At 63.4% G+C, this 4,903-nt stretch carries 2 protein-coding genes; one reads left to right on the forward strand and one right to left on the reverse strand.

Annotated elements, in window-relative coordinates; all coding sequences use genetic code 11:
* Positions 1-562: 562 nt before the first annotated feature.
* Positions 563-769: a hypothetical protein gene (locus JWQ89_RS22085; RefSeq protein ID WP_299644780.1), complete on the forward strand. Its 207-nt coding sequence runs from the start codon at positions 563-565 to the stop codon at positions 767-769.
* A gap of 795 nt (positions 770-1,564) precedes the next feature.
* On the opposite strand, the gene JWQ89_RS22090 is transcribed toward JWQ89_RS22085, so the two are convergent.
* On the reverse strand, positions 1,565-4,903 hold a 3,339-nt coding region (locus JWQ89_RS22090), incomplete at its 5' end, for an ATP-binding protein (RefSeq protein WP_299644782.1).

Here is a 4,903-nt window from a genome sequence, read left to right on the forward strand (position 1 = left end):
CCGGGAACTCAACTCCCCACCGTAACTTTGATTCCACTGAGCGAGGGGGTGAAACCCCACGCCATCGCCCTCTACACCTACGACACCCTTCCGTCGCAACTGGGGGGCATCCAGTAGCGGGCGTCCCAAATGGTCCGCGGGACGTCTTGGTGGCTCGACGCGACGTCTCAGCAGTGATGGGCTGAGAATGAAAAAGGCCCGGGCTCACGATGGACACCGTGCCAGTTCGCCACCGGTAGGAGCCGTCACGGAGCTGGAGTATGACCATCAACTCCGACAATGACAGACTCCCCTGGGCGGTCATGGAGCATTTTTCAGCGAATTACTGACCGTCGTCATCGCCGCGCGCCACGCCGAAGGCCGGCCCCCCGGCCCGGCGGATGTGGCCGATAGGCGGCTGAAGAACTAGCCGCCCCACGAGGCGATCAGCGGCCACCTCGGGCTATAGCTCGAATGGGGCAATCGCCCCTCCTTACCATGCGGTTCACGATGGTCCCCAACAGGGAACGCCAGAGTATGATGAAGCTCAGAACGGTTATCCTTGGTCTGTGCCATCTCGGCATTGACAATTTTTCCAGCCCTCGCCGCACCGGTGGACAAGAACCCGAACGCCAACGGCAATGGCTGGGGGCCGGGCGGCAAGTTCGCGGTCGGCGCCGGCCCCATTGCCGGGGCGGGCCTGGCCTTCCTCGCAGCTGGCGGCGGGTATCTGGTGCTCCGGTTTCGCAAGCGCAACGCGGTCCTCGACCGGAATAGGGCAAGGCCGTAGGGTGGTCTCCTCAAGGATGCCCCTCGCCACCGCAAAGGGGTGTCCCAGCAGCGGGCGGCTTCGTGGTGGCGCGCGATGCGTCCGCTGCGCCAATGCTACATCTTGTCAGCACGATCATCCCTCCTGCGGCTGTCGAACATCTTGACTCCGACGTTGCCCTCCCACACCAACACCTCCGCCACGTGGCCTCGCGCAGCCGCCGCTTGAGCCGCCCCTATAGCTTCGTCTACGGCCTCGTGAAGGGAGTGACGCGAAACCACGCTCGGTCCACTCGAACTGATAACCCAGCCTGCCTCGTCCTCGATCACGTGGTACCGATAGAGCGTCGGCATTCGGAAAGGCCCTGGCATTGCGTAGCGGGCGGAAACGTGACCTGTCCTGCACAATTGAGCAAGGGACCCTTCAGTCCCATGAAAAAGCAGGCCTTTGGTCCCAGCAATGACGCGGCCGAGTTCCCTTTGTTGAAGCCACCCAAGGTCGCTCCGAAGTGAAAAGACCCCGGCCCTCCGTCCGGGAGGCCGGGGCTTTGCTCAGTGCACGAAGTACTTGTTGCACAGCTCTTCCGCCGAGGCGTACGTACCGCCGGTGACGAGCGGATCGTTGGCGTAGTCGAAGGTCTGCATAGTGCTCGGGTCCTTCTTGGCCTGGGCGGCGAGGCCATCGCCTCGGGGGATGTGGTGGGGGATTGGCCGCTATCAGCGATGATCAGAGCCCAACCACGTGCTGCTGACGGTGACCCTCCTGGCAGCATTCAGGCGAGATTCGTGCGGGCTCGTGTTACCACCAGCCGGTTCGTCATCGAGGACCGCCCCCCGTTTCCTGATGCGTCGGCAGAGTGAACTGGAACGTTGCGCCGGGGCCCGCATTGCTCGAGGCCCACAACCTGCCGCCATGATTCTCGATGATCGATTGGCAGATCGACAGGCCCATGCCCATGCCGCTGGGCTTAGTCGAGTAGAACGCGTTGAACAGGCGGCTGGCGTCGTCCGGGTCGATGCCGATGCCCGAGTCCTCGACCGCTACCAGCACCTGGCCGGCACCCTCGGGCCGCGACCGGACCAGCACGTCGCGCGGCCGGTCGGTCACCGGATCCATGGCCTCGACGGCATTGACGATGAGATTGATGATGACCTGTTGCAGCTGAACCCGATCCCCGAGCACGGCCGGCGCCGGGGTGAGTTGCAGGTGCAGCGCGGCGCGATGGCCGTTCACCTGACCCTGTACCAAGGGGATCACCTCCTCGATGGTGTCGTTGATGGACAGCGCCACCTTGTCGGATTCGGCCTTCCTGGAGAGGGCGCGCAGCCGTGAGATGATCTCGCTGGCGCGCCTCCCATCACTGATCGTCGCGCCGATTGCCCCGCGCACCTCGACGAGGTCAGGCGGCTCCCTGTCCAGCAGCCGCAGCGACACCTCGCCATTGGTGACGATGGCGGCAAGCGGCTGGTTCACCTCATGGGCGATCGACGCCGCCAGTTCGCCCAACGTCGTGATCCGCGTGACATGCAGCAGCTCCGCCTGGGCCTTGTAGAGCTCATCCTCGGCCAGCCGGGCGGCCGTCACGTCAGTCACCGCACCCACAAATTCCGTGCTGCCCGAAACATCGGTTATCGCCTTGGCCACGGCATGTACGTGCTTGACCGAGCCATCCGGCAGCAGCAGCCGATATGCGTGATCGAAATCCTTCCCGTCCCTGGCCGCCCGGTCGATGGTTTGTTGCACGGCAGCACGATCGCCCGGATGGGTCCGTTGAACGACCATGTCGGTGGCGACCGAAGGAGCCTTGTCGTATCCAAATATCCTGAAAGTCTCGTCCGACCAGATGATCTCGCCGGTGGCGACGCTCCAGCCGAAGCTGCCGGTGCGGCTCAAGCTCTGCGCTTCGGTGAGATAGGCTTTGCTTCGCCGCAAGTCCTCCTCGGCCCGCTTGCGTTCAGTATTTTCCCGCTGCACATCAGTATAGAGGCCCGCGTTCTCCAGCGAAATCGCGGCTTGCGAGGCCAGCAACTCCAGCACCGCCACCCGGCTCGCTGTGAAGGCGCCCGGCGTCAGATTGTTCTCGAGATAGAGCGCGCCGACAAGCTTGGCCTGCTTGACGATGGGCAGGCATAGGACTGACCTGGGGTGCCTTTGCCGGATATACTCGTCATCCGAATACAGGTTCCCGACCGCAGCATCATCGAGGACCACGCTTTCCCGTGTGCGGATCACGTAGTGCAGTGCGGATTGCGGGAGAGCCGAGGCAAGTACGGCCGCCCGTTGAACCGTCACCTCGACTTTGCCATGGCCGGTGGTGGCCTCCGCCGCGATCTGCGGCTCATCGCCCCTGAGAAGGATGAGCATACCACGCTCGGCGCCGGCATGCTCGAGCGCGATCCTCATCAGTGTCTCGATGAGCTTGCCGAGTTCGATCTCGCCCGATACCGCCTGCGAGGCCTTGACTACCGTCCCGACATCCAGCTGCTCGACGGGCGTGCCGAAGGTGGCGGTGGAGGGCGGCGGAGCCGATTCCTCGAACAGGTGCGGGTGCAGTTGCTCAAGCTGCCGCACCTTGCCGAGCGCCCCCCAGCGGAGATAGCAGGACCTGGCGTTCCGCAGATAGGCGTGGGCAATCGTCTCGAAGCCGCGCGCTGCGTAGAACCGCGCGGCCAATTCATGGGCCAAGCCCTCGTTCTGCACAAAACCGTGCTGGCGAGCCGATTGAATGGCGTGCTCGTAGAGGCCCATTGCATCGGCCACTCGGCCTTCGAGGCGGGCGATCTCGGCCAACACGAGCGAGTGCTTGTCGGCGAAAGTCGGCGGATTGTTGTCGGCCCACTCGTGCAGGCGCTCCCGGTGCGCCGTCAGCAGGTCGCGCCACACGCTCTGCTCGTCGGCAGAACCCTTCTCATAGAGTGCTGCCACCGTGAGCGCGGTGTAGTAAAAGTAGTCAAGCAGCTGGACGTGGAAGGTTGTGGCCCACAGCAGCGCTTTCGCCTTCCCGGCTGCTGCGAGCGCCTCGACGTAGTCCCCCGACAGGAACCGCGCCTTCAGTTTGAGGATCCAATAGAGGCAGATCGTCGTGGCCGTGCGCTTGCCGGTCAGTTCGGCTTCGAACGCCTGCTCATCGAACTGGGGATCGCTGAACGTGGAGAAGGTCGCGGTCCGTCCCTGCATGGTCGCGATGAAGCGTTGCTGGCTCACGATAACGGCGGCGACCTCTCGGAATCGAGCTTTCTCGACGAAGTCCAGGCTCTTCTCCGATTCACGCCACACCGCATCGAGCGGATCGTTCCGCAGGAGCAAAATTGTGACGATATGGTCCATGCTATAGCAAGCGGAGGTCAGATCCCCCGTCTGGGTTGCGGTGCGAAAGGTAGCCCGCAGGAAATCGATCGCGGTTGCGAACGGCTGGGTCCACAGAGCAACGTTTCCCATCGAAAAGTAGACATTCGCCTGGTAGGCGATGAAGCCGCGTTTCTCGACCATGTCGCATGCGAGCTTGGCGAAACGCTGGGCATCGCGGTAACGGTGAAACACCGGACCAAGGATCTGCCCGAGCCCGGCATAGGCTTGCGCGGACGCGCCGCTCATCCCGTGCTGCGTGCTGACGTTCGCCATGCGGCATACGAGCAGGCAATACAAATTGAGATCGGTGTGGTAGGCGGCGTCCAAAAGGGCCGAGAGCAGCTGCATGGCGGTCTGCAGTTCCAGATCGGTCATCATCGGTAGATCAATCAGGTGCTCGATCGGGCGCCCATCGAGAGTCTGCCAGACCGTCTCGTATTCTGCCTGGACGTGCTGCAAAGTCGGGCGGACCGGTATGTCAATGCCGAAAAGGCGCAGGCACGTAAGCGCGCCGGTTACAGCTTGCATGTTTTCGGACTTCGCGGAATGGAGCAGAACCTTGAGGGTGTAGGCAGCCGCCTGATCGACCTTCGACAGCCCGCGCTGCAGCAACTCCGCAAGCAGGTGCTCCGCCCGGTCGAGCCCACCGGTCAGGAACTCGCACTCCGCGCATTCGAGCCACAGGCTGAATGTCAACGCATACTGGCTGTCCCAGTCCCCTTCGTCCAACAGCGCCATGCCGGCGGCGAAAAAGAGGTTAGCCGAGGCATAGGCTGCCGACGCCTTGGCCTTTCGCCCGGCACGCAG

Origin of the sequence: Devosia sp. (assembly GCF_028290645.1) — a bacterium.
Classification (GTDB): Bacteria; Pseudomonadota; Alphaproteobacteria; order Rhizobiales; family Devosiaceae; genus Devosia_A.